Source organism: Aquimarina sp. AD1 (assembly GCF_003443695.1).
Taxonomy (GTDB): domain Bacteria; phylum Bacteroidota; class Bacteroidia; order Flavobacteriales; family Flavobacteriaceae; genus Aquimarina; species Aquimarina latercula.
In genome coordinates, this window is record NZ_CP031966.1 from 2862501 (window position 1) to 2889024 (window position 26524).

General features: G+C 33.0%; 14 protein-coding genes and 1 rRNA gene (1 of these 15 running past the window's edge). 6 read left to right on the forward strand and 9 right to left on the reverse strand.

What is annotated here, in order from left to right; translation table 11 throughout:
* Nucleotides 1–1285: ribosomal RNA gene (locus tag D1815_RS12570) — 16S ribosomal RNA — on the reverse strand; it reaches 237 nt to the left of the window's first position.
* Between the two features lie 797 nt (nucleotides 1286–2082).
* Nucleotides 2083–4863 (reverse strand): hypothetical protein, encoded by a 2781-nt coding sequence (locus D1815_RS12575; RefSeq protein WP_118387335.1) that lies wholly within the window; start codon nucleotides 4861–4863, stop codon nucleotides 2083–2085.
* 206 nt (nucleotides 4864–5069) lie between these two features.
* Here D1815_RS12575 and D1815_RS12580 point away from each other — a divergent pair, with 206 nt between their 5' ends.
* On the forward strand, nucleotides 5070–8402 hold the full coding sequence (locus D1815_RS12580; protein WP_118387337.1) for a VCBS repeat-containing protein: 3333 nt from the start codon (nucleotides 5070–5072) through the stop codon (nucleotides 8400–8402).
* Nucleotides 8403–8750: 348 nt separating this feature from the next.
* On the opposite strand, the gene D1815_RS12585 is transcribed toward D1815_RS12580, so the two are convergent.
* The 6 genes from D1815_RS12585 to D1815_RS12610 form a co-directional block, all read right to left on the reverse strand.
* Complete coding sequence (locus tag D1815_RS12585) at nucleotides 8751–9848, reverse strand: family 16 glycosylhydrolase (protein WP_118387339.1); 1098 nt, start codon at nucleotides 9846–9848, stop codon at nucleotides 8751–8753.
* Between the two features lie 23 nt (nucleotides 9849–9871).
* Nucleotides 9872–10870, reverse strand: a complete 999-nt coding sequence (locus D1815_RS12590) for a hypothetical protein (protein ID WP_118387341.1) — start codon at nucleotides 10868–10870, stop codon at nucleotides 9872–9874.
* Between the two features lie 20 nt (nucleotides 10871–10890).
* Nucleotides 10891–12486, reverse strand: a complete 1596-nt coding sequence (locus D1815_RS12595) for a PKD domain-containing protein (RefSeq protein WP_118387343.1) — start codon at nucleotides 12484–12486, stop codon at nucleotides 10891–10893.
* A gap of 23 nt (nucleotides 12487–12509) precedes the next feature.
* Nucleotides 12510–14027, reverse strand: coding sequence for a RagB/SusD family nutrient uptake outer membrane protein (locus tag D1815_RS12600; RefSeq protein WP_118387345.1), 1518 nt, complete (start codon nucleotides 14025–14027; stop codon nucleotides 12510–12512).
* A 23-nt stretch (nucleotides 14028–14050) separates the two neighbouring features.
* On the reverse strand, nucleotides 14051–17116 hold the full coding sequence (locus D1815_RS12605; protein WP_118387347.1) for a TonB-dependent receptor: 3066 nt from the start codon (nucleotides 17114–17116) through the stop codon (nucleotides 14051–14053).
* Between the two features lie 640 nt (nucleotides 17117–17756).
* Nucleotides 17757–19814, reverse strand: a complete 2058-nt coding sequence (locus D1815_RS12610) for a putative porin (RefSeq protein ID WP_118387349.1) — start codon at nucleotides 19812–19814, stop codon at nucleotides 17757–17759.
* Between the two features lie 139 nt (nucleotides 19815–19953).
* Between D1815_RS12610 and D1815_RS12615 the strand changes: the two genes are divergently transcribed.
* The 4 genes from D1815_RS12615 (at nucleotide 19954) to D1815_RS12630 (ending at nucleotide 24754) form a co-directional block, all read left to right on the forward strand.
* Complete coding sequence (locus D1815_RS12615; RefSeq protein WP_118387351.1) at nucleotides 19954–20556, forward strand: ribonuclease HII; 603 nt, start codon at nucleotides 19954–19956, stop codon at nucleotides 20554–20556.
* A gap of 108 nt (nucleotides 20557–20664) precedes the next feature.
* The gene (locus D1815_RS12620) at nucleotides 20665–23133 is read left to right on the forward strand and encodes a ribonuclease HII (RefSeq protein WP_118387353.1); all 2469 of its coding nucleotides are present in this window, start codon (nucleotides 20665–20667) and stop codon (nucleotides 23131–23133) included.
* Nucleotides 23134–23216: 83 nt separating this feature from the next.
* Nucleotides 23217–23702, forward strand: a complete 486-nt coding sequence (locus D1815_RS12625) for a T9SS type A sorting domain-containing protein (protein WP_118387355.1) — start codon at nucleotides 23217–23219, stop codon at nucleotides 23700–23702.
* Nucleotides 23703–23725: 23 nt separating this feature from the next.
* Nucleotides 23726–24754: a hypothetical protein gene (locus D1815_RS12630; protein WP_027395376.1), complete on the forward strand. Its 1029-nt coding sequence runs from the start codon at nucleotides 23726–23728 to the stop codon at nucleotides 24752–24754.
* Nucleotides 24755–24805: 51 nt separating this feature from the next.
* Here the strand turns inward: D1815_RS12630 and lipB are convergent, their stop codons facing one another.
* Nucleotides 24806–25522 carry a lipoyl(octanoyl) transferase LipB gene (lipB, locus tag D1815_RS12635; protein WP_118387357.1) on the reverse strand — a complete coding sequence of 239 codons (717 nt, stop codon included), beginning with the start codon at nucleotides 25520–25522 and terminating at the stop codon, nucleotides 24806–24808.
* A gap of 112 nt (nucleotides 25523–25634) precedes the next feature.
* Between lipB and D1815_RS12640 the strand changes: the two genes are divergently transcribed.
* On the forward strand, nucleotides 25635–26486 hold the full coding sequence (locus D1815_RS12640; protein WP_118387359.1) for a hypothetical protein: 852 nt from the start codon (nucleotides 25635–25637) through the stop codon (nucleotides 26484–26486).
* Nucleotides 26487–26524: the final 38 nt, after the last annotated feature.

Here is a 26524-nt window from a genome sequence, read left to right on the forward strand (position 1 = left end):
TGATAGGTTTTATAGATTCGCTCCTTCTCGCAAAGTGGCTGCTCTCTGTACCTACCATTGTAGCACGTGTGTGGCCCAGGACGTAAGGGCCGTGATGATTTGACGTCATCCCCACCTTCCTCGCGGTTTGCACCGGCAGTCTTGCTAGAGTTCCCGACATTACTCGCTGGCAACTAACAACAGGGGTTGCGCTCGTTATAGGACTTAACCTGACACCTCACGGCACGAGCTGACGACAACCATGCAGCACCTTGTAATATGTCCGAAGAAAAGTCTATCTCTAAACCTGTCATACTACATTTAAGCCCTGGTAAGGTTCCTCGCGTATCATCGAATTAAACCACATGCTCCACCGCTTGTGCGGGCCCCCGTCAATTCCTTTGAGTTTCATTCTTGCGAACGTACTCCCCAGGTGGGTTACTTATCACTTTCGCTTAGCCACTCAGACCGAAGTCCGAACAGCTAGTAACCATCGTTTACGGCGTGGACTACCAGGGTATCTAATCCTGTTCGCTACCCACGCTTTCGTCCCTTAGCGTCAATACATTATTAGTGATCTGCCTTCGCAATCGGTATTCTAAGTAATATCTATGCATTTCACCGCTACACTACTTATTCTAACCACTTCATAATGATTCAAGACCTGCAGTATCAATGGCAATTTTCCGGTTGAGCCGAAAACTTTCACCACTGACTTACAGACCCGCCTACGGACCCTTTAAACCCAATGATTCCGGATAACGCTTGGATCCTCCGTATTACCGCGGCTGCTGGCACGGAGTTAGCCGATCCTTATTCGTAGAGTACCGTCAGAGTTCCACACGTGGAACTGTTTCTTCCTCTATAAAAGTAGTTTACAACCCATAGGGCAGTCTTCCTACACGCGGCATGGCTGGATCAGAGTTGCCTCCATTGTCCAATATTCCTCACTGCTGCCTCCCGTAGGAGTCTGGTCCGTGTCTCAGTACCAGTGTGGGGGATCTCCCTCTCAGGACCCCTATCTATCGTTGCCTTGGTATGCCGTTACCATACCAACTAGCTAATAGAACGCATAGCCATCTTATAGCAATAAATCTTTAATGATTAAATGATGCCATCTTATCATACTATAAGGTATTAATCCAAATTTCTCTGGGCTATCCCTTACTATAAGGTAGGTTCTATACGCGTTACGCACCCGTGCGCCGGTCGTCGTCAAGTGCAAGCACTCACGTTACCCCTCGACTTGCATGTGTTAAGCCTGCCGCTAGCGTTCATCCTGAGCCAGGATCAAACTCTTCATCGTGTATTCTTAAATATTATTTAACAATAACAACAGGAATTTTAAATCGTATCTCAAAAATGCTTCTAGTCTTAATTCTTATTGTAATATGATCGTAAATAAATACAACCATAATACGCGCTGTCAATCAATATATCAATGAACTTTTTTAACTATCTGAAAACAATCTTCATTGCCAGTCGTTAATCGAAAATTAACAAGGAATCGAACCCTATAAATGAACCTAATCACTCTACTCCAGTACAACTTTTATTCTTATGAACTTCGCTTGTTTCTCAAAGCGGGTGCAAATATACAACCTCTTTTTAATTCCACAAAACTTTTTTGAAAAAAAATAAAGTTTTTTTTAGAACCTGAACCAAATCTACAAAAGCATCTAAACCCCAGTAAAACCTAACTCAAACAAACAAAATCAATCTCAATGAACACAACAAAACAATATCCCGTTTTGCGGGTGCAAACATACAACCCTTTTTCTAATCAACAACAACTTTTTTAAAGAAAATTTTAATCTTTTTATAACAACCTAGAAACATACGATTTACACAAACAAAAAAAATAGAAAACAATCCACAATAAATCAAAACAATAATATCAAATTAAATAACAACCTGTCCTTATTATTATACCACATTAATAAAACAACTTAAAACATCCCATGAAATAACATATAATATATAAAGTAAAATATAAGCTATGCATAAAGATTATTATATAACAACTGTGCTTCTAGCTATTACAACTAAGGTTATTGAAATAAAAATTGTCGCTATTTAGGAAAGAACCAACAATTCTAACGTTTAGAATATCATTAAAAAATTAGTTAGATTACTTTCTGGATCTAATTCTAGCTTTTTTCGAAGTTTATGCCTATTAACATCGACACTCTGGGGACTTATTCCTAATAAAGGTGCTATTTCCTTGGAAGATAAGTTCATTTTAAGATAAGCACACAGTCTAAGATCTTTTGATGTCAAACTCGGATACTGTTTTGACAAACGTTCATAAAACTCTTGATGAGACTTATCAAAATTTATTTTAAATATTTTACTCTCTTTGTCGGTTATATAATATTCTACCAATCTTTTTAAGTCCATGTAATTACTATCATGAGATCTTGAATTAGGAGATTCTTGAATTTTCACAATTTTATCCCTAATCTTTTTTAAAATTTTATTTTTATTCAGATTAACATAAGCAATTTGAGTAAGTTCTCTACTTTTTGCTTTTACCTCACTTTCTAATTTAGAATTCTTAAGTTCGATTATCCTACGTTCTTGTTCTAACTTTTGTGCCTTATGTTCCTCTTCTTGTTTCTTTAGCTTTTCTTCTTTTAATTCAAGTAATTTCTTTTTTTGCTTTTTCATTTTATAACGATTGATAAAGCGCGCTATAAGAAGCATTCCTCCAATCAACAAAATATAAAAACAATATGCCCAAGATGTTCTATATAACGGAGGTTTTATCGTAAATACAAAAGAAGACTCTTTTACAACTTCATCATACTTTGCTTTTACATAAAACGTATAATTACCTTCCTTCAAATTATACAATGTATGTTCTGTAGAAGTGGTCCAATCACTCCATTCTTGATCATTTAACTTTGATTGAAACGTAACTTTTTTACCATATATAGGCAAAGCATACCTTATCTTAAGGTCATTATCCTTAAAAGGTATATTAGATTCTTCTTCATAAGAAACTTTACTACCCACTGAAACAAAATCCCGAATTAAAACCTTTTCTCTTATATTTTCTAAAGGAGTCAAATTATCTCTAATATAAACTGAAAAGCCACTGTATATAGGAATAAGCTCATGCTTTTCATCTAATGTAAAAGCATTTAAAACATCTGGAACCAATTGATCTTGCAATTCTCTAAGATTGACAGCTTCCTTTTCATTCTCTATAACGACGCTCTCATTATCAACATACCAAGTTTCTCCATTTTTTTTTATAATTCTCGGAGAATATCCTTTTTTCTCACCCAGTTCTCTCTTTTCAAAAGAATCACTATTTGATTTATACCGATATGAATAAAAACCTGAAGTAATCATTATCTCATTATCCACTTTAGACAATGACAACACTCCTCCTTCGAAATCACTTAAAGGAAAAAAACTTTCTTGCAAAAGTGTTTTACTCTTATAATCTAACTTAAACTTAAAAACACCTTCTGATCGCAGAGCTAACCATATATAATTATCTTCATCTACCTCCAGATATCTTACTGATTTACTAAATCCTTTAAGCTGATATTCTTGCCAACTCTCTTCTATTTTTTCATATAAGGACACTCCATTGTAATTTGGAGAAATAATGACATCCTCTTTATCCACCCTAAACGATCTAAAATCCCAGGCGCCTTTACTAAACCCCATCTTTTTAAGAATCTTTCCACTCAATGTATAGGCTCCAGTATCATGACCAACAAAAACATTGTCATTAATTGAAACTAAGTTCCAGACCTGACCATTAAGCAACTGTTCAAAATCCTCTTTATCTGTAATTGATTTCACATCTAAAGAATAAAGTCCTTGATTTGTTCCTATATAATAAAAACCCTCATCCTTTACAGCCGCATATGTAGTTCCTAATTTACCATAGTAATCATAAAAATATTTAAGAGAAGAATTTAGTTTTAAATAATCTACACCATAATCCAATGCCAACCAAAGGTTATGTTCATCATCTTGAAATATTGACAAAACAGTATTGTTTTGCAACCCCTTTAACTTATTAATATTTTCAACTTTTCTTGTCTCTAGGTCAAGTATATACAATCCATTAGAAACTGTCCCTAAAGCGATTCTTCCATCCTTCAATTTTAAAAAAGAAAAAATTTGTGCCTTTCTTACCTCATCCGACATAGCGAAATCCAAGGTTGTAATTTCACCATCACTCAACTTAAACAATCCCTTAGTATCACTAATTAGAATTAAATCATCACGGTCATCCGTTACACCTATAATATTTGCATTTAACTCATCATTATCATAAACCGGAAATAGACTTGTTCCTGACAACTTAAAAACTCCATGTTTATCGTCATTAACATACAAATCATCATCAATTTTATAGCTCCATTTAAAACAACAGGGAGCTGGAATTTTGGTAATGATATTGCCTTGATTTATATATAGATTCCCAAACGTTTGAAAAACAACTTCATCATTAATTTCATGTATCCTCCAATACTCCTCTGCGCTATCAGAAACGCCTTTATCAACATTATTTAACAGGGAAACATCGTATGTGTTTTTTAATTGGTTTTTTAACAATCCAAAATGTCCATCAGCTCCAAAATAAATTGAATCTTTGTTCTTAACAAATAGACTTCTATTAACCATGGCATTATTGGTTGCTACAGAATTCCATTCACTTCCATCAAAAATTAAAACTTTATTTTCATTTGCTATATATATAATTCCATTTTCATCTTGTTCAATATCCCAAGATTGTGCACCAAATCCCATATTTTTAGTATCATAATGGGTAATCTTAGGTAAAATCTTATTTTCAATAGATTGTGAAAAAGAAAGAAATTGAAGTAGAAAAAGTAAAAAACAAATACGATTCATTAAATGCTATCTTTTGGGCTAAGGTAGTCTATCAAATATACTGAAAATTATCTTAACATACTTATTAAAAGACGACTAAAAATAATTTCAATAAAATATCTTAATTTTTGTGATTTAAAATAAAAACAAAAATATCCACATAAATAATGGCAAATCGTTTTGTAAAGCCCTATTTTTAAAGCTACAACACTTAGATGAAAAACAAAATGAAAATATTCCATACAAAATTCATTTTTTATACATTTTTAGCACTACTCTTTTTAAATTGTAATAAGAAAAAACAAACTAAATTATTTACACTAAAAAGTTCTAAAGAGACATCAATTAATTTCTCCAACACTTTAACAAATACATCAGACTGGAATGCTCTTAACTACTTGTATTTTTATATTGGAGCCGGTGTAACAAGTGCTGACTTTAATAATGATGGCTTAACCGACTTATATTTTGTTGCTAATATGGAGAGTGACAAAATATATTTGAATAAGGGGAACCTGAAATTTGAAGACATTACCAAACCATCTGGAATAAATAACAAAGACGGTTGGTCGTCTGGTGTTACTCATGTAGACATCAATAATGATGGATGGTTAGACATCTATATCTCAAAACTTGGAAAACACAGAAATAAAAAAGGTAAAAATCTATTATACGTAAACCAAGGGCTCAATCAAAATGGAATTCCCGTTTTTAAGGAAGAAGCAAAAAAATATGGATTAGATATTATTGGTTTCTCTAATCAAGCTGCTTTTTTGGACTATGATCTTGATGGAGATCTGGACTTATATGTTTTAAACTATTCTGTATATCCGAAAAGAACATATGGAGATTCTAAAAAACGACTTGTAAAAGATTCTCTAGCTGGTGATAAATTTTTTATAAATGATAATGGAGTTTATAAAGACGCTACCAATGAATCAAGAATCTTTAGTAGTATTATTGGTTATGGACTTGGTGTATCCGTAAGTGATATAAACAATGATGGTTATCCAGATATTTATGTTGGTAATGACTTTTTTGAAAATGATTACTTATATATAAACCAAAAAGATGGGACTTTTAAAGATATTTTATCTCAAGATTTTAAAAAATTTGGTCATACCACTAACTTCTCTATGGGCAATGACATTGCTGATTTTAATAACGATGGTCGCATGGATATTCTATCATTGGATATGCTTTCTGATGATTTGCAAAGTTTAAAAACTACAGAAAGTGACATGAATTATCAAAACTTTAATCAGTATTTAAAGAAAGGCTATCATCCTCAATTTATTAGAAACACCTTACAACTCAATAATGGAAACTTAAACTTTAGTGATATTTCATATCAGGTTGGTGTTTCTGGTACAGAGTGGTCTTGGGCTGGATTATTTGCCGACCTTGACAATGATGGATTTAAAGACATCTACATTACTAATGGAATATACGGAGCTACTAATGATAAAGATTTTGTTAGTTTCATTTCTAACGGAATTATTTCAAATCAAATCAGTACAAATATGTCTGAGAATGATTTAAAATTAGTAGATCGATTACCAAAAAAACATACTCCAAATTATTTATTTAAAAACAAAAACGGTTTTGATTTTGAAGATGTCACCGACACTTGGTTTGAAAAAAAACCATCCTTTAGCAATGGAGCTGTTTACGTAGATTTAGATAATGACGGGGATTTAGATCTGGTCACAAATAATGTGAACGAAACTGCTATGATCATGGAAAACAACAGCAATACACTATCTAAAGAAAACAATTATCTAGCAATTGAATTTAATGGATCTACAAATAATAGATTTGGTATTGGATCTAAGGTTATTGCTTATACAAAAAATCAAACTATTACTCAAGAAAATTACCCTTCCAGAGGATATATTTCTGCCGTTTCACCCAAAATGCATATAGGCCTAGGACCTCATAACACCTTAGATTCTTTAATCATAGTTTGGCCCGGAGGATCTTTTCAAACATTAAAAAACATTAGTAGCAACCAATCATTAAAGGTGAACAAACAAGAGGCAAAGCATGATTTTTATGCAATAACAACTAAAAAAAATACGGAATCATTACTGACTAATGTTTCTCAAAAAATACCATACCGCCATAATGATAATAATTATAATGAATTTAATAGAGAAATTCTTATCCCATATATGAATACTAATCAGGGACCAGAAATTACTGTTGGTGATATAAACAGTGATGGTAATGATGATTTTTTCATAGGAGCTGCCAAAGGAAAACCTGCTCAACTATTTATACAAGGAACTGATGGAATATTTACGGCATTAAAAACCCCAGAAATAGACGAAACTTTTCAATCAGAAAATACAGACAACATATTTATTGATACTGATAATGATAATGATCTTGATCTTATTGTCATTAATGGAGGAAATGAAACTGGAGCAACAACTGATAATCTTTCCGTTTACTATTTCAGAAATCAAAATGGATCATTTATTAGAGATTATCAAAGCTTTAAAAACTTATCAATCAATGGATCAGTTGTCAAAGCATTTGATTTTGATAGTGATGGTGATCAAGATATACTTATAGGTTCTAATAGTATTCCATCTGCATTTGGTATGAATCCTCAGAATTATATTTTTGAAAACGATGGAACTGGAAACTTTCTTGATGTAACAAAAACTATTGCACCAGAACTCACTTCCATAGGATTAGTTCAGGATGTAACATTTGCAGACATAAATAATGATAAACAAACAGATATTATAATAGCTGGATATTGGATGCCAATCCAAATATTTATAAATAAAAACAACATTTTTAAATTAGATAAAAAAAGCAATCTACAAAATACATCTGGCTTCTGGAATTCTATAAAAACTAGTGATATTGATAATGATGGAGATATTGATATTATCGGTGGGAATTGGGGATTAAATACTAGATTAACTGCAAGCCAAGAAGAACCTATAACTCTTATGCTTAGTGATTTTGATGACAATGGAAAAATGGATCCTGTAATAACACATTTTTATCAAGGAACGGAAACGGTTTTTAACAATAAGGATGAATTAAGTAAGCAAATGCCTGTCATCAACAAAAGACATTTGTCTTATGCTAAATTTGCTAAGGCAAATTTCTCAGAATATCTTCCGGAACAAAAAATCAAAACTGCCATTAAAAAAAGAGTAACCGAACTAAAGAGTTGTTACTTCCTTAACAATGGTGATGGTACTTTCTCGAAAAAAACCTTACCCAAAGAAGCTCAAATTTCCTGTATCAACACAATGTATATAGATGACTTTAATAGTGACAGTTATGATGACATCTTATTATCTGGTAATAATTATGAATTGAATACTCAACTATCCAGACTTGATGCTTTTCATGGAATGTTATTAATAAATGATCAGAAAGGTGGATTTGTTAAAGATAATAAGAGCTTGTTTGAAATTCAAGGTCCAGCTAGGGATATTGAAAAAATTAAAATTAAAAATCAGCAATATTATTTAGCCAGTATAAACAATGATAGTATTTGTGTACTCAAAAAAAACTATCCCTCTAAATAATACAATCCCATTACCCTCTATATATCCTAATTTAATTCTATAATTAGGATATATGAAGAATTTTTGACTAGAATCTTGGATGTAAAATTGATACCTAACAACTTTTGTTAATTCAAATTATAAAAACCTCCATTTCGTTTATCAAAAAAAAGACCTCATAATTATCGTAATCATGAAATCTTGCTACCTAATCCATTAACACAAGATTTACAAATAGCAATGATATCTTATTTATCTAAACAATATCGTTTCTATTACAAATAAAAAATGCTGAAGATATTTACATCTTCAGCATTTTAAAAAAACAACTAATTTAATTTAGTGAAACTCCATTACTATTATTACTATTTACTGGTATACTCTTACATAATCAACTTCCATAGTAGCTTCTGTAAAATCAGGACTAACAGCACCTCCAAAATCTCCACCCATTGCTACGTTAAGGATGAAAAAGAAATCATCTCTAAATGGTAATCCATCGGTGATTGTAAATGTGTTATATTCTACCCCATCTACTTTGAACACTATTTTATTAGTATCCCACTCTGCTCTAAAAACATGAAAGCCTTCATCTAGTCCATCTACATCTAAAGATCTTGATGTAGTATTATCAGCTCCTGTATTCCCAGGAAAGAATACATTCGAATATGTGCGTATTGGGTTTCTCCCTACATACTCCATAATATCTATTTCTCCACAAACTGGCCATCCAACTTCATCTATATTAGCTCCTAACATCCAAAAAGCTGGCCAAGTACCTTGCCCTAAAGCTAATTTTATTCTAGCTTCCATTGTTCCGAATCTAAATTCGCGTTTACCTTGTGTTTTTATTCTTGCAGAAGTATATGCATTACCATCTAATTGTTCTGCTTTTGCTGTAATTTTAAGAAGTCCATCCTCAACCACTAAATTATCACTTCTGTCGGTGTAGCGTTGTAACTCATTATTCACTCCTAAATCCCCAGTCTCAAAAACCCAATTAGAAGCATCTAAACTACCGCCATCAAACTCATCTGACCATACAAGTGCTTGTCCCGGAAGTGGTCCAGAAATTATCAATTCTCCATCCGTAGTATCCTCTTCTCTAAGAATACTGATACTTCTGGTTTGTTGAGAAACCCCTCCAGAAAGACCGACAGCTTCTACTCTTATGTCATTTTGATTGACACCAAGTGCCTCAAAAGTGTGTGTGTATTTTCCATCCAGAGTAGATGCTCTTTTTGTATCATTAATATAGAAATCATATTTCACAACACCAGTCGCTGTTGCTTCAATAATTACCATTCCTGACCCATCTCCATTGGGCATTTCAGGAGTTTCACCAACTACATCAACTGTAAAAGTTAAGTTACTCGGTCTATCAACCTGAAACACCTCATTATCTTCATTGCATGACATGAATGATAATGACATAAAAACGAATATATAATTTATAACATTTTTCATATTTATTTTTTTTAGCAATTACATTAATTTGGCAATGTGATTCCGCAATCGGTAGCATCTTCTACAGCCCTGAATCTTAAATACCAAGCATTAAATCTATCCTCTTCATCATCAAAGAAAAATATTCTTAACGACACCAGATTACAATCGATAGATAGTATTTCATAGGTACGAGTTGCATTCCCTATATAAAGTCCCATAAAACCATCTCCTCCTAATTCGATTGCTCTATCTGTTGTGAATTCTGGTAATAATTCTGAACCTGCATTTGTAATAGACACAGAAACTGAAGGTGGAGTAGCCTCCAAACACTCTGCTGTATTACTTCCTCCTGGAATTCCTGGTGTATAATCATCGTGATACCAAGTGTCTCCCATATTATCGGTAGACATAGACAGTGTAAAATTTTCAAGATCAAAATTAAATGTCAATTCATCATTAAATAAACAATCCTCATTAAAATCGGACGAAGTCGGTGCCCACCAATACACAAGATCTCCATCATTTTGTGGAACATTTACTCCTCCAGGTCCTACTCCATAAAAACCTGGTTCATCACCAGCATCTAGTTTCCAGGTTTTAGAGGAATCAGCGGTTGTACTTCCTGCTAACAATCCAAAAATTGATTTGGTTGTATCATCTAAATCTGTGAATACAGTTACTTCTCCTGTGGTAGACGAAGTTATACCTCCTATACCTACTGCAATAATTGTGTACGTATATGTATTAATACCAGGTGCAGCATAATTAATCATCGCCTTAGCATTTCCATCAAACTTAAACGATTCTGATCTACCATCACCCGTATAAATAATGTAGGTTATAATATCTTCTCCCTGCAAATCGAAAAACACATTTCCGGTTCCATATTCTGGATCTCCAAGGCTAGGTGCTTCTGCCAATACAGAGCTAATCGTTGGAGCACTTATATCACCAAATTCGAACTCTTCTTCCTGACAGCCGCATACTATCAAAAGCAGAGAAAAAATACTGATGTTATATACATATTTAAAATTTTTCATATTATGAATTTCATTAAAAATTATTGTCTGATATTATCAAAATAAAATACTTCACCCATTCCTGCAGTTCCAAAATCAAAGAATAAGTCTACTTGAGTATAATCAATGGAACTATTAAAACCAGGTGCATTATTAAGATCATAGGTTAATGTTTCCCAGGAATTAGATTGTGTTGTCATCACTTCTATTTCTGCTGCATCCCCTGCAGAATTTTCAATTTTAAGTAAAACTGGTATCCCTGATCTAGGCGACCAAACATCTACACTAATTAAGGTAGAACCAGAAAAATCAATTGCATAACCGTCTCTTAAAGGAATAGCAACTCCAGCAAATACTTCTGCATCTACTGGTTTATTAAGTGTTCCAACTTTAGAAGAAATATTAATACCTGACGCATCTGGATTATCAATAACCTGACCTACTACATCTTCTGTAGCCGAGCCGCCAAACCCAAATAGATTAAATGTTCCCGCGCTACTTTCGAAATCAATTGGAAGAATCGGTAAAACTGTATCAAGAGATTGTTCTCCTTGTATAATATTATCTATATAATATGTAACATTACCTCCATCTACTCCAAAGTTTGGGAATATAACTAGATTATTAGCAGGATTAGTAGCAAACTGTGTAACATAGTCTGTAGTGGAAAAATCATATGTTAGAACTTCCCAAGCATTTGTAGTAGTTGTAAGTACATCTACTTCAACCGCAGAATTTGCATCGGCAAGACTCTCTATTTTAAGCTTAAAAAGAGTTCCTGCACTTGGTGACCAAACTTTCATACTAATTGTAGTCCCTTCTCCAAAATTGATACTATTAGTAAGACTCATTGCTGCTCCAGCCCAAACTTCGCTAGGACTACCATCTACCCATTGTACTGCTTTTGGACTTAGATTTCCAAAAACATCTGGATTATCAACTACTGTAACTGTTTGATTGCCTCCAAACGTATTAAAAGAATACACTGCATCTGGATCATCAAATGTGATTTCTAATTCTTGGGGAATAGATACATCTATAATTCCCATATCTTGAGTTACAGCAGCACCGCCACTATACGCTATAATAGTAATTGAATATTCCCCTTCTGTCTGATAGGTATATGTAGCAGTATCTCCAGGAGCGATTTGTATAAATTCGTTTGCAAACTCTCCAAAATAAACTTCTATGTATGTTGCAAAATCCGCATCCGCTTGTATCGAATATGTAAGGAAGTCATTATTATCAGGAATTACCTGAAAAGTAAGATTCTCCGGTGCTTTAAACGACACTTCTAGATCTTCTTTGTATTCACTAATTTCTCCAATTGCATTATAAGCAAGCACTGTTATTTCATAGATTCCTTCGCTAGCATAGGTATGCTCTACACTTTCTCCATTGATCACAGTTACCGGATTTATGGTGTCATCTCCAAAAAACACATCAAAGGATAATACATTATTTCCTAAAGGAGTAATCGTAACATCTCCTGAATTATCATCGGAAATTCCAAACATTACATCTGTCACAATAGCTTCCTCTGCATTTGCAATAAAAGCGGTACTACTATCATCTTGTTGACATCCTATAAATAAGATTGACAATACTAATACTATAATTAAATTAAAATTTTTCATTTTTCTTGCTCTTGATTAATATATTACCAACCTGGGTTTTGCGTCCAATTTCCTTGAGAAAATTGAATCTCATCTAACGGTATAGGAAATAATTCATGCTTCCCAATTTCAAAATTAGGAAGTCTACTTGCTGCCTGATTTGTTCTTATCAAATCATAAAATCTATCCCCTTCTCCGGCAAACTCCAACCTTCTTTCGTCCCAGATTCTTTGTGTAAGTTGCATTCCTGATTCTGGAATACTTATTACGCCAGTACCATGTGCTCTATCTACAACCTGACGTAAAAAACTCTTGGCTAAGTTCTCATTCGGTGCGGTTTTTCTATTATGTGCTTCTGCCAACATTAACAAAACATCAGCGTATCTTATATATCTATGGTTATAAGGAGACCTAGCGAATTGATTAGCTCCGTCTATCTCTCCAGTTCTCGGAATAATTTTATTGAAATAAAATCCTCTGTCCGTTTCACATCCTGGTGTATATTCTATAGCACTATCAATAAGTTCTTGTTCGGTTGTTACACCAAAATATTCAAGTAAGTTTAGTATTGTAGGGGATTTTCTACTATCAGTAGCGGCATACAAATCTACCAGATCAGATTGTGGTATATTAAAACTAAACCCAGCATCATATACAGGATCTCCGCTTAAACGGGGACCTGAAAAGAACGCCCCGATATTACCCTCACTCTCAGCATTTTCTTGCCAATTGTTCCAATTACCACCTTCTGCATTAGAATACTGTATCTCAAAAACAGACTCAATACCATTTTCACCCGCTGTAGTAAATACATCTCCAAAATTAGGCATTAAAGAAAACCCTAATGTGGTAACAGATGTAAGTGCTTCGACCGCACCATCCCAATCTTCTTGGTAAAATTTTACTTTCCCCAATAATGCCATAGCTCCTCCTCTGGTAACTCTACCGACCTGAGATTGGGCAATAGGAAGATCAGGAATTGCTGCATTCAGGTCGTTTTCGATAAATTCATAAGTCTCTTCAATAGAACTTCTAGGAATTGCTGTTTCATCGCCTGGCAAAAAACGGGATTCTTTTAGAGGTACACCTCCAAAATTACGGACTAACTCAAAATAAAAAAGTGCTCTTAAAAAACGTGCTTCTGCTATAAATACATCTTTATCTTCAAACTCCCTAGTTTGTGCATTATCTAAAAAAAACGAAGCTCTAAATACTCCTCCAAAAAGAGAATCCCATAAGCGAGCCACAGCGATATTAGTAGTTGTGTGTGTTAATGTACCTAATCTTTGAAACTCGGGAATATCCTGACATCCATCTTCTCCAGCCACTATAGCATTATCAGACATAAATTCTCCAAAAAGCTGTGTCTGCCAACTAAAAGCTAAAGGATCATATGCGCTTATTAACAATTCGAAAAAAGCCTCATCCTCAAGAAAAAATTCATCTACCCCAACTTCAAATTCTTGTTCTACATTTGTAAAATCTTCACTACAGGATAGCGGTATCATAACAAAAGCCATGGACACAACTATCGTTAAATAAGTGTTTTTAATATTTTTCATAGTTATAATTTGCTTCTTTCTTTTTAAAAATTAACATTCACACCCATCGAGTAAGTACTAACAGCTGGATAAAAACCATTATCTATCCCTCTTGTTATAATATTACCCGTTTGTGCTGCTGGATCATACCCTCGATATTCGGTAAAAGTAAACGGGTTAGTAGCTAACATATATATTCTAAGCTTCTCTAAACCAATTGATTTGAAAGGATCTACAGGAATACTATACCCTAACTGGATATTATTTATTCTAAAATAAGATGCATCTTCTACGAAGAAGGTAGATAACAATCCATTATTTGTAGTTTCTGTAGTTAACCTTGGTATTTCATTACTCGTCCCTGGACCCGTCCATCTACCTAGCACATAATCCAATTGGTTTACAAAAGGGTTGTCCCTTTCATATGAACGAAGTAATTCATTTCCTTGGGATCCAAATCCTCTTATTGAGAAATCAATACCCTTATATTGTAATGACAGGTTAATTCCATAAGTAAAATCCCCCAGAGGATCACCTAAATAGGTTCTATCATCATTATCTACAACTCCATCATTGTTAGTATCCACAAATATTAAATCACCAGGAGCAGGAGTTGCACCTAAATTATAAGTAGCGTGGTTGTCTATTTCTTCTTGCGTTTGAAATATTCCTGCAGTCTGCAATCCATAAAAAGAACCTACTGGTAAACCTTCTTGAAATCTTGCAGCGGCTTGCCCTAACCTAAAACCACTTTGTTCTATAAACTCTCCTCCAATAACCTTGGTTACTTCATTATCTATAACGGTAAGATTTGCACCTAACCCAATTTCTAACTTTCCAATATTAAAAGAATAATCCGCAGAAAACTCCATACCTTTATTACGGATATCTCCAACATTTTGTGGAGCTACAACTGCTCCAGCAGTACCTCCTCCTAATATCCCCGAAACGTCGACATCTACTATTTGATTTTCTGTATCTTTTATAAAGTAATCAAAGACAAAATTAAACCTCCCATCCAAAAGTTGTAGATCAAAACCAACATCAAGTTGTTTGGCTACCTCCCATTTTAGGAAAGGATTTCCTAAAGATCCTGGCGCGGCTCCTCTAATAATGGTATTACCTCCATTGATTGGAAACTCTCCTTCTCCTTGTAGATCAAAATTAAATACGCCTTGTCTTGTTTCTAACGCTTTATCATTTCCTAGTTCTCCGTAACTTCCTCTAATTTTTAATAAAGTAATACCTGTATTTTCCATAAATGACTCATCAGAAACTACCCAACCAGCGGTTATACCAAAAAAGTCTGCTGACTCAAAACCTGGAGCAAACAAAGATGATCTATCATTTCTAAAAACTGCTGACAAAAGGTATTTCCCTTTAAAACCATATTGAAATCTACCGAATAAAGAAGAACGTGTATTTGTATATTCGAACCTCCCAAATAAGTTATCAGGATTAGGTCTTTCATCATCATCTATAGATGGAGAAAATGGACGACCATTACTTAATATTGCAAAATCAAATGAATTAAATGGAATATCAAACGCTACTCCATTGAAACCAAATCCCCAAAAACGCTGAGCACTTCCTCCCGCCGTTAACGTAACATCATGATTTTCTGCAAATGTATTACTGTATGTAGCAAAATAATCAAACACATAATTGTTGTTATTATCTATTTGTTCAAAGACTGTATTTTCTCCTGGATCTACATTGGCTGTTTTACCCGGCCCATACACAAATGAAGGAGTAAATGACCGTTGTTTTCCAGATTGATGAGTGATATTAAGTCTTCCATTAAGCTCTAAATTTTGAACAATATCATATTCTAAATTAAGAAACCCAGAAAATCGATTTTGGCTAAATTCATTAAAAGTATTCTCAATTTGAGTTACTGGGTTAAATACTTCATTAGAACTCTCTGCAGATCCTAAACTAAGTACTCCATTATCATCTCTTAGTGGAATTGTTGGTTCAGAATTCAATGCATTAAAGGTTACTGAACCTAAACCATTCGCAAAGATTCCTCCATTTTCTGTATATAAATAATTAATATCCGTACGTACCTTAAAAGTCTCTGATAAAAATATATCCGATTTTAAACGCACATTATCCCTTTGATACCTGGCTTTACTCCCACCTATTGCTCCTTCTTGTTCTAAATGAGCTCCACTTAATAAGTAAGTATATTTTTCTCCTCCTCCTCTCACACTAAGTGCATGATTAAAAACAGCCGCAGTATTAAAAATTTCTTCCTGCCAATCTGTTCCCCTTCCTAAAGAAGCTATATTAGTGAAACGTATAGGATCACCTCCATTAACAAATTTTTCATTTTGCACTAAAGCGTATTCTGTTGCATTTAGCACATTAATCTTCTTCGTTACTTGCTGAAAACCATAGTAATTACTATAGGATAATTTTGGCTTTTGACCTCTTCTTCCCGCTTTGGTCGTAATTAAAATAACACCATTAGCAGCTGTACTACCATATATTGCAGCTTGAGCATCCTTTAATACAGTAAATGTCTCTATATCATCAGGATTTATATTATTAAAATCTGTAAGTGCGCCATCAACATAGATATCTGGTCTATTATTGCTATTAGACGATATCCCTCTAATATTAATATTAAATGCAGCTCCAGGATTTCCTCCTTGTTGCGAAACCTCTACTCCAGCTACCGTTCCTCTAAGCGCCTCTGTTGCGATTTGAGGTTGTAATTCACTAACCACATCATCTCCTACGATACTTACCGATCCGGTAATCTCCTTTTTACGTTGAGTACCATAACCAATTACAACTACTGATTCTAATTCTGCAACATCTTCATCCATTTGAACATCCAAAACAGCAGTATCTTTAATTACCATTGTTATCGTTTTAAAACCAACTGAACTAAACTCTAACGTTTCTCCATTTTCTACTACAATTGAAAATACCCCATCAAAATCAGAAGTAGTTCCTGTATTTTTAGTTTTATTAATAATATTTACAAAAGGTAATGGTTCTCCATTTTTTGAATTTACAGTTTTCCCCGTCACTGTGTTTTCCTGAGCAACACAAAAATGAGTTGCGATAACAAATAGATATAATAATATATTCCTCATTAGGCTTAAAATATTAGCTGAAAAGACAAATAATTATTTAGTTGTTTTTTCACATTTATTTTGTCAAAGCTACAATAAACTTAACCTAAATTTAGCAATATGTCAATCTTAACAAAGTATATACAAGTGAGATTTCGTTCTTAAATTTTTAAAATTAAAAAAAACCATAAAAAAATGATTTACAAACATTTAAATACATTTTACTGTTTTAAAATACCTTAAAAAAAGATCAAAACGAATAATGTTAGTATTATAGATTTTTTCAATACACAAACACCTTCAAATGTTAATTTTTTTTTAATAATCTGATCAAAAAATGTTTTCTTAATAGTTATTTAACAAAATATCATCGTTAAATATAATTTTGCAAAAGAAGAATATTCCCGAAAATGAATTATCCTTATAATACTGACTTACTTCATGAGCATTTATCAAACACTTAAAATATTTTATAACTATTCACTTTACTTCTTCAAAAAAGAAGATATATCAAAGTATGTATAAAATGAAAATATGAAGAATAAAAAGCTTCAGAGAGTCCAAGAAAAATAATTGATGAATACAATAATCCCCTCCTATTGTGAATCATTTCAAAAAAAACAGCCAACTAATAAATAAGCTATACTATGAAGTTATATATTTATAAAAAGAAGTTCCAAACCAACCCAAAGCGTATAACAGCATCACGTGGTGCATATCCGGGAGCAGAAAATTCGTTATTCTGACTAAAAGCTTCTCCAAAATTTTCTACCTTAAAGTAGATTCGAGTTTGTCTAATTTTAGCATTAAAAAAGATATCAAATTGAGGAAAACCACCAAAGGTTTGTCTAGTATCTACAATATTATCAGGATCACTGTTATTAAATTGATCAAAATAATCTATTTCATTCTGACTTTGCACATAAAACTCAGATAACACTGGATCATATCCGTCTGCATCATATTCTGAATAATACTTAAAAGTAACTCCAGTCTGTAAAAATAATGCTCGTTTAAACCAATGATCTTGATAATAAACACTATTACGTGTCACTACATTTGGAACTCTATAAACTTCTCCTCCTGAAACGTTTTGATATAGAATGGAATTATCAATCCCCAACCATCCAAAATTTAGGTTTTGAGAAAGCTTCAATTTCAAGAGTTCTACCTTACCATCATACTGCTCTGGAACTGTTAAAGAATCGGCTCCTTTGGTGAAATAAGTATAATTATCAATTGTAGTGAAGCTTGCTTCAAGATTTGCAAACTTCTTTACCTGAATATTCGCCTGAATTTTTTGAGTCTCTATATTTTTAAAATTATCATCCTCATTGGCATTGTTGAAGTTCTGCCAATTATACCCCACATAATCACTTTGATACAATAAGAAATTATAATTAGGAGCCGTGGAATTCGAACTAATTCCTAATTGTAATCCATAATCGTGTAGTTGATATCCTGCAGATGCATTTAGATAATTCCCGTCAAAATCTCCTGAGATGATTGACATTCCGTTAGCAGCTAATTCAAATCCTTTGTAATTCTTTTGATAAGAACCACCTATTGTAAGTACATTACCTTTAATCCTATTTGTAATATCAGTTCCTCCTTCTAGAGTAACAATCGTATTATAACCATAATTATAATCAGAATATCCGGCATTAACTCTTAAATTACCTAGCCAGACGTTATCAACATTTAAAAATACCTGATTCGTAAAATCTTCTAACGCTACTTTATCTGATAGAGCTCCGGTAGTTTCATAAGACGTTCCAAAAAGATCACTAGCTGCATCTTGGTCAAACTGAAAAGACTTATCTGTTATATCTAATATGTGACCGACTGCTACATCCGTACTAGAGCTATCTGTTTTCTTTATGATCGAATACCTGTGATTTAGATAAAATCTTTTGCCTAACAAAATACTTTCAGCATTCTCAAAATTAACTTCTATAGCAGCTCTATCAGAAAATTCATCTGCATCCTGAAATTCTTCCGTATTAGAAAGATATTGGTTAAGTCCATTTTCTGATAACCCACCATTTTCCTCATTCAACAAATCTTGAGATACAAAATGAGTTTTGATTCTATATCTATCATTTTTAGTACTATAATTAGCCGTTGCTCTAAAATTACCAGTACTGGTCAATGCGTGTTGATATTTACCTAGCGACCTATTACCCTTATACGCAATAGAAAGATTTAATCTAGGAGAAGTATTAATCGTAAGAAAAGCATCTAACTGCTGCCCTTGTTCAAAAGTAGTTTTAAAATATAATTCTGTTAGTGGTGTAGGAACATTGTAATACTTAATATCCTCAGCCTCCATAAAATTAAAATGCCTCGCTCTAGCACCAAAAAGTGGTAATACGTGATCTTGTTCCTCAATCTTAACCAAGCTATTATATGTCTGCCCTACATTATTAATAGGTTGTAAACCAAAATCATCCCTACGTAAGTAATTAAAATTATAATCTCTTTGTATAGTTAAGGTCGTATCTACAAAGGTCGTATCATTTTTTAGATCTATAATTTTATAATCTGTAATAGGAGGCTTACTCTTACCTTTTTTGATCAAAGGCCTTTTGCTCTTAGCGAAGTCCGGTTTCTGCTGAATATTCGTACCTCCTCCATCTATCTCCTCTTCATTTCCTTCTTGGGCAAAGGTTATGGATCCTAATAAAAGTATAATTATAAATACTAAGTTCTTTTTCATCTATATAGTAAACTGATGGCAAAAATATACTTTTTTAACGAAAGTCAATAGGTATGAATTGCCCGTTTTAATACTAAGTTTTTTTATCGATTATTAAAAATAGTTTTCTGATGTTCAGTTCTTACGTTATCTTCGTATTATGCTCGAATTAAAATTAAAGCCTGATCTCATCGAATGCGGCACTGATGAGGCTGGTCGTGGTTGTCTGGCAGGACCAGTAACCGCAGCAGCCATTATATTACCCGATGATTTTAGCAATGAAATCTTAAACGACTCCAAACAACTTAGCGAAGCTAAACGCAAAATACTACGACCGCTATTAGAAGACTGCTCTATTACCTATGGTGTGACACATATTTATATGGAAGAGATAGATAAAATTAATATTTTAAATGCCTCTATATTAGGCATGCAAAGATCTATCGAACAATTAACACCGCAGCCAGAGCATATTTCTGTAGATGGAAATAGGTTTAAACCATATCATAATATACCCTATACTTGCGTTATTAAGGGTGACGGAAAATATATGAATATTGCTGCGGCATCTGTATTAGCAAAAACATATCGTGATGCATATATGGAAAAGATTCACGAGGAATTCCCAATGTACAATTGGAAAAAAAATAAAGGATACCCGACAGCAGAACATAGAGAGGCAATACGAAAGTATGGAATTACTAAATATCATAGAAAAAGTTTTAGATTATTACCAGAACAGCTTGCGCTAGAATTCAAATAATTATCTTTGACCACTAATAGGCTTTTGAAAACAGTTATTGTAAAAAGAAAGTTATTAAATCGTAATGACAACTTGAATAGAATCAAGAATATAAAGGAAAACAAACACATGAAAAAAATAGTTGTAATTCTACTATCCACAATTGTTTTAGCTTGTAACACGACTACCGAAAAACCGAACACTCTTATTGATTACATACCAAAAGATGCTCAAGTAATCTTAAAAATAAATGATTTAGAACAGGCAAAAAACATGCTACGTGATAATGATTTATTAAAGAAAAATAAAGACGTAGCGTTGTTTACTTATTTTAAAAATCTTCCAGTTTTAGATCAAATAAAACAATCTAAAGGATTACTCTGTTTTTCTCCAATAGGTAAAAATGATTTCGAATACACTTATATTTCAAAATTTGATCCTGCTATAATTGGTAAAGATTCTTTAAACAAAAGAACAATCGAAACTATAAATTATGCTAACAAAGTGATCCATAAAGTCATTTCTGGTGAACAGACTTTCTATGCTACCAAACAAGACAGTTTATTAATTGCTTCCTCTTCTCAGATATTGATTGAAAATGCAATACGTCAACAAGAAAATACAATCCCAGTACAAGAAGATCTTATAAAAGCGTATGAAGTTTCAGACTCCAAAAATCCATTAGCAGTTTTGGCAAATGGAAAAGAACTAAAAGAAATTCAAAGCGCATTACTTCCCAATAGTGACTTATCGCAGTTATCAAACTTTAGCGGTTGGATTTCTGTAGATGCTAAAGTGGAGCAAAATGCCATTTACCTTGATGGAATTGCTATAGAAAAAGATTCATTATCCACTACAATTGGAATTTTTGATAACACCATCGCTCAAGAGAATCAAATCGCCAAAATTACTCCGATTACCGCCAAAGGTTTTATTTCATATACGTATGATGATTTTTATGCGCTTAAAAAGAACTTAGCATTAGCTCAAGATAGAGAGATAGAAAATATCCCAGATGATCTCGATGACTTATTCTCTGGAGTTTCGGAAATCGGTATGATTTTTACAGAAAATGAAAATGTTATAACATTTACCTCTTTAGCATCAGAAAATACATTAGAACAACTAGCTGGATCTCCATCTGGAGCATATAGAAACATTGATATTTTTAGTTATGATGAAACCACAACATTTTCTGGATTATTAAAGCCATTGATTCCAGAATTTGAAGCTAAATTTTATTTCAATTACGAAAATCATATTGTATTTGCTTCTTCTAAAAATGGTTTACAGACTATTATAGCAAACATTCTTAATAAAACAGTATTACAAGAACAAACTTATTACTCGAATACGCTAGAAAAGCTTTCTGATGAATCATCAATTTTAATGGTTAGTACTGTCAAAAATCTCAAAGAGTACATTGCTGAAACTATAGAAGAAGATGAGCAAAAACCTTGGAAAGAAGCTAAAACTAATGGATATCAAATTGGTGCTTTTCAGATTATAAAAGAAAATAACTTTGCTCATATTCATGGAGTCTTACAAAAAAACATCGCAAAAGGATCTGCGACTTCGGTTACACAAACAGCGTCTACTACATTAGAAAATAAAATACTTAATAATCCCATATTGGTACAAAACCATAGAACCAAAGGGATGGATATCGCAGTACAAGATGTAGACAACAATCTCTATCTAATCTCGGATAAAGGAACTATTTTTTGGAAAAAACAGATTAATGGAGCCATTATGGGCGATATCCAACAAATAGATATTTATAAAAATGGTAGATATCAATTGTTATTTAACACCGAAAACACACTTTATCTTGTAGATAGGGATGGAAAAGATGTTACTTCGTATCCTAAAAAATTCGAAAAAGCTATTACCCAGCCGTTATCCTTATTTGATTACGATAAAAATAAGCGATATCGTATTATTATTACGCAAGGTAATGAAGTTACCATGCTAGATGCGGAAGGAAAAGTAGTTACTGGTTTTGGATTTAAAGCTACTGAAACCAATCTTGTGATACCTCCTACACATATTCGAATCGGCAGTAAAGACTACATTCTTATATCCGAAGAAAATGGAAAATTAAATATTTTAGATCGTTTAGGAAGAACTAGAGTAGATGTAAAACAAAATATAGATTTTTCTAAAAATCAATGGCAACAATATCAAAATAAGTTTACCTCTACTACTAAAGACGGAAAACTAATACAAGTTCAATCTGATGGTTCGGTAACCATGGTAGATAAGGAATTAGATCAAAATAGTTCCTTGGTTTCTACCAACAAAACATTAGTTACTTTTTCTGAAAACAAATTATCTATCAAAGAGAAAACCTTAGAGTTAGATTTTGGAGTGTATACAAAACCTCAGATTTTTTATATCAATAATAAAATCTACGTAGCTATCACAGATATACAAACCAAGAAAGTATATGTATATGACAGTAATGCAGAACTACTTCCTAATTTCCCAGTTTATGGGAACTCTGTAATCAGTTTAGGTAATATGGATAAGGATAAAAACCTAGAATTTGCTGTTCAGGGAGAAGAAAATAGTGTTCTCATTTATCAGATAAACTAACATCGATTTAAATTTTATAAAGATTTCATGTTGACATTTTAATACTGCGTCTCACTAATGTGAAACAACGTAATTAAGATGTCATGAAAACTTTAAAAATTTTATCCTTATTATGTATTGCCTCGACCATCCAGGCACAATCGATTGACACGAGTGTGATTTCTAATTCTGGAGGTGTAAGTAGTAATACATCTTATACCCTAAACTTTACTATTGGGGAACCCTTTATAGAAACAATTTCTAATTCACAGTCTATAGACCAAGGGTTTTGGTCGGGTATTGGTTCCTTAAATCAACTCTCTACAGAAGAGTTCCAACCAGAAAACGGAGCTATTAAAATATTTCCGAATCCAGTTTCAGACTTCTTTACGGTTAGGACTCCGAATATCGATCATTACACAGCTTCTATATACAATCTTAATGGTCAAGAAGTACTTACTCAAGAAATCAATACGTCAATGATAAATCATCAGATCGACATAAGCTCATTAGCCCAAGGAACCTACGTACTAAGAATTTCGATTCCTGAAATCAATGAAAACAAAATATTTAAAATCATCAAAAAATAACCTCATTTATAAATTTTAAAATCATGAAAAAAGTAATAAATAATGTAATCCTTTTTAGCCTTCTACTAATTTGCGCATTGGTCTCTGCCCAATCTGTACAAAAAAACTTTATCAACTACCAAGGAGTGGCCAAAAATGCTAGCGGTGATATTCTCGCAGAAGAATCAATCAATATACAAATAGCCCTAAAATTTGGAGCACCAGATATTGCTGCAAGTTATGTAGAAAACCATACAATTACTACGAATACAAATGGTGTATTTGCATTATTAATTGGTAACGGAACGCCAGTAACAGGTGACTTTGATACATTACAATGGGGAGGAATTGCATCTTATGTAACCATATCCCTAAATGGAGCAGAAATTGGAACCAATGAATTAATGGCAGTTCCGTACGCTATTACATCCGGTGACACTAGATGGATTTCTAACGGAAATGATATTGAGAACATAAATAGTGGTAATGTAGGTATTGATCGCTCTCCAACCGCAAAACTGGACATCAATGGAGATCTAAAATTAGAAAATGGAACTTCTGTTAATGAAATTTCTACCGATGCAACTTTAGGAAGTAATAGTAATAATGCAATCCCAACAGAGAGAGCCGTAAAAACCTATGTAGATAATGCCACTGCAACCACTACACCTGTAGTTTTTAAAGTTAGAGGTAATGGTTTTGCTGTAAAAGATCTAGATGCTAATACAACTATAGAAACAGATATCTGGGATATTAGAACCTACGATACGCGCAACGCTTTTAATACAACTACTAAAAGATTTGTTGTTCCAGAAAGTGGATACTATTATCTACATGCTGTGGTAAGACAATCTAATGCTGTTACAACTTCTTTTTTTAGAATTAGCTTTAATGTAGATACAGGTGTCGATTTTACTCAAATTGTGGATGGAGATGACGTGAAAACCGATGTAAGTGGTATTTACTTCCTAAATGTTGGACAAGAAGTTTTTGTAAACTTAAGAAATTTTGGAGGTGCAGATGTAAGAGTTGACGGAACCGGTAGCTGGTTCGAAGGATATAAAATAAACTAACCCCAACCTATTTGATTTGTTTAGTTTTTAGTCAAAGAAAGCCGAGGTATTTTATACTTCGGTTTTTTGTTTTATAAATTCTGCTTCAAACAATTTTGTAAAATGTTTCAATAATTTTTCTTTCACTTCTTCTACATTCACTTTTTCAACCCCCAATTCTACATTTAGAGATGTAACTGCTTTGTCATTAATCCCACAAGGAATAATATTATCGAAATACCCAAGATCTGCATTTACATTAAATGCAAAACCGTGCATCGTAACCCATCTACTAGCTCTAACTCCTAGCGCACAAATTTTACGAGCAAAAGGAGTACCCACATCTAACCAAACTCCAGTCTCGCCATCACTTCGTACTCCAGTAATTCCATACTCGGCTAGAGTTAGAATAACCATTTCTTCTAGAAAGCGTAAATATTTATGAATATCGGTAAAAAAATTATCCAAATCCAGAATAGGGTATCCTACAATCTGCCCAGGTCCGTGATATGTGATATCGCCTCCTCGATTTATCTTATAAAAAGTAGCTCCCTTTTCTTGTAATTGTTCTTCGTTTAATAACAAATTACTTATATCACCACTTTTACCCAACGTATATACATGTGGATGCTCTACAAAAAGAAAATAATTACTGGTATCTAAATTAGCATCTTCTCTTCTATTCTTAATTTTTGTATCTAGAATTCCTTTAAAAAGTATTTCTTGATATTCCCAAGTTTCCTTAAAATCTTTTAACCCTAATTCTTGTAGTTCTATCTTCTTATTCATCAATGCAAAGATACGAGATTAAAAAAGTTCTTCTCTACATTCTAAAACACTAAAAACCATCTATTTATTTATAACTATATTTGCCACCTTTTTAATATATAAACCCCAAAATATGAAGCATTCATTACTTTTAGTATTTCTTTTCATTTCCGTATTTTCTTTTGGCCAAAAAATAAAAGTCAAAAAAGGAGAAGTCTTTATTGACAAAGTAAAAGTTGCGCACATTGAAAAAATAAAAGCAAAAGGACTAAGACACTTTCAGATAAGTGACCTGGATAAAAACCCTATATTTAGAGCCGGAGATTTAAAAGTAGCGTCTTTACTTTTTCATTCTGATAAGTCATATCCCTATAATGCATTTTTTAGAGATGAAGCGAAGGATACCCTATTAATAAATTCTAAACACCACTATTTTCTATCTAAGAAGAAAATCTTTAAACTTGCGATGGAGATGGGTATTTTTACTCCAGAAGGTTTTCAGACAACAAAGTTTGAAGAACTCGTTGAACAAACACCTAAAAGACCAGAAAGAATACTAAAAAAACTAGACAAAGAACGTAAACTACTAAGTGGAAAAGGACATAGAGTAGAACGTGATTTTAATGATCTAGATATCCACTTAATAGCTTTTCCTTCTGAGAAAGCGTTTAGTCAACTAAATAAAAGCATGGTTGATCAGGTAAAGTATAACATTTATATTGGTGATCCTCATGTAGAAGAAGGCGATCATACATTAATTGGTTCTGCTATTCGCGAGGTAGGTACTGTAAGTGGTGAGTACTTTTTTATTTTCAACACTAAAAAGTTCCCATTGGCCTCTTATCATTCTATGACTTTTAAGATATATGGAAACAAAAAAGAATTAGGAATTATGGATCATGATATCAAACTATCTATGGGAAGTAAAAGAAGTGAAGCCATAAAAGAAATGGTTCGCGAACTTATAAAAAGAGGAAAAATATAATCGTTTCCTATCTTAAGAATACAAAAGGTGCTGTTCCG

Excerpts from the sequence above, each read along its gene's own strand:
- D1815_RS12595 (WP_118387343.1), bottom strand. The coding sequence starts at position 12,486 with ATGAAAAATTTTAATTTAATTATAGTATTAGTATTGTCAATCTTATTT.
- D1815_RS12615 (WP_118387351.1), top strand. The coding sequence starts at position 19,954 with ATGCTCGAATTAAAATTAAAGCCTGATCTCATCGAATGCGGCACTGAT.
- D1815_RS12600 (WP_118387345.1), bottom strand. The coding sequence starts at position 14,027 with ATGAAAAATATTAAAAACACTTATTTAACGATAGTTGTGTCCATGGCT.
- D1815_RS12580 (WP_118387337.1), top strand. The coding sequence starts at position 5,070 with ATGAAAATATTCCATACAAAATTCATTTTTTATACATTTTTAGCACTA.
- D1815_RS12610 (WP_118387349.1), bottom strand. The coding sequence starts at position 19,814 with ATGAAAAAGAACTTAGTATTTATAATTATACTTTTATTAGGATCCATA.
- D1815_RS12585 (WP_118387339.1), bottom strand. The coding sequence starts at position 9,848 with ATGAAAAATGTTATAAATTATATATTCGTTTTTATGTCATTATCATTC.
- D1815_RS12640 (WP_118387359.1), top strand. The coding sequence starts at position 25,635 with ATGAAGCATTCATTACTTTTAGTATTTCTTTTCATTTCCGTATTTTCT.
- D1815_RS12620 (WP_118387353.1), top strand. The coding sequence starts at position 20,665 with ATGAAAAAAATAGTTGTAATTCTACTATCCACAATTGTTTTAGCTTGT.
- D1815_RS12575 (WP_118387335.1), bottom strand. The coding sequence starts at position 4,863 with ATGAATCGTATTTGTTTTTTACTTTTTCTACTTCAATTTCTTTCTTTT.
- D1815_RS12630 (WP_027395376.1), top strand. The coding sequence starts at position 23,726 with ATGAAAAAAGTAATAAATAATGTAATCCTTTTTAGCCTTCTACTAATT.
- D1815_RS12625 (WP_118387355.1), top strand. The coding sequence starts at position 23,217 with ATGAAAACTTTAAAAATTTTATCCTTATTATGTATTGCCTCGACCATC.
- lipB (WP_118387357.1), bottom strand. The coding sequence starts at position 25,522 with ATGAATAAGAAGATAGAACTACAAGAATTAGGGTTAAAAGATTTTAAG.
- D1815_RS12590 (WP_118387341.1), bottom strand. The coding sequence starts at position 10,870 with ATGAAAAATTTTAAATATGTATATAACATCAGTATTTTTTCTCTGCTT.
- D1815_RS12605 (WP_118387347.1), bottom strand. The coding sequence starts at position 17,116 with ATGAGGAATATATTATTATATCTATTTGTTATCGCAACTCATTTTTGT.